Origin of the sequence: Paenibacillus sp. A3M_27_13 (assembly GCF_024213315.1) — a bacterium.
Lineage (GTDB): Bacteria > Bacillota > Bacilli > Paenibacillales > Paenibacillaceae > Paenibacillus > Paenibacillus polymyxa_B.
In genome coordinates this window covers 1-1,067 of sequence record NZ_JANAVE010000022.1, presented here as the reverse complement: position 1 = coordinate 1,067, position 1,067 = coordinate 1, and the positions used below count along the sequence as shown (strand labels likewise).

General features: G+C 50.3%; 2 tRNA genes and 2 rRNA genes. All 4 read right to left on the bottom strand.

The features are described from left to right. Positions 1-589, bottom strand: a 23S ribosomal RNA gene (locus NLX82_RS27435); the annotation flags it as partial. Between the two features lie 189 nt (positions 590-778). Then, positions 779-854 (bottom strand) — tRNA-Ala (locus tag NLX82_RS27430). 21 nt (positions 855-875) lie between these two features. Beyond that, positions 876-952 (bottom strand) — tRNA-Ile (locus NLX82_RS27425). Between the two features lie 38 nt (positions 953-990). Continuing rightward, a 5S ribosomal RNA gene (gene rrf / locus NLX82_RS27990) occupies positions 991-1,067 on the bottom strand; the annotation flags it as partial.

Sequence of the window (1,067 nt, the reverse complement as noted above, 5' to 3'; positions counted from 1 at the left end):
GGGCTCTGACTTCTTGTAAGCACACGGTTTCAGGATCTATTTCACTCCCCTTCCGGGGTGCTTTTCACCTTTCCCTCACGGTACTGCTTCACTATCGGTCGCCAGGGAGTATTTAGCCTTGGCAGATGGTCCTGCCGGATTCATACGGGGTTTCACGTGCCCCGCACTACTCGGGATCCGTCTCGGAGAGAACAAGTTTTGAACTACAGGGCTTTTACCTTCTCTGGCGGGCCTTTCCAGACCTCTTCATCTAACCGGTTCCTTTGTAACTCCATGTGAGACGTCCCACAACCCCAAGGAGCAAGCTCCTTGGTTTGGGCTAATCCGCGTTCGCTCGCCGCTACTGACGGAATCACTATTGTTTTCTCTTCCTCAGGGTACTTAGATGTTTCAGTTCCCCTGGTCTGCCTCTATTCTGCCTATGTATTCAGCAGAAAGTGACTGTCGATGAAGACAGCCGGGTTTCCCCATTCGGACATCCCCGGATCAAAGCTTGCTTACAGCTCCCCGAGGCCTTATCGTTGTTCGCCACGTCCTTCGTCGGCTCCTGGCGCCTAGGCATCCTCCGTGTGCTCTTTGTAGCTTAACCTAGACTTTTCTTTCAAAGAAAGAAAATGTCGATGTTCGATAAAGAATGATTTTTGCCAAAGGCAAAAGATCTTTCCTTACCTGCTACCTTTATTTCACTTGTTTACACAAGATCAGCTTAAAGGAATATTCTAAAACGCAATTTCGTTTCGGTATCCAGTTTTCAAGGTGCAATGATAATAAATCTTTTTGGTGGAGCCAAGCGGGATCGAACCGCTGACCTCCTGCTTGCAAGGCAGGCGCTCTCCCAGCTGAGCTATGGCCCCAAAAGTAAATATAAAGTTATATGGTGGGCCCTAGTGGACTCGAACCACCGACCTCACCCTTATCAGGGGTGCGCTCTAACCAGCTGAGCTAAGGGCCCATAATAAACCACCAAAGAAGTTCTTCTTTAGTGGTTGCGCTTGGCGACGTCCTACTCTCCCAGGACCCTGCGGTCCAAGTACCATCGGCGCTGGAGGGCTTAACGGTCGTGTTCG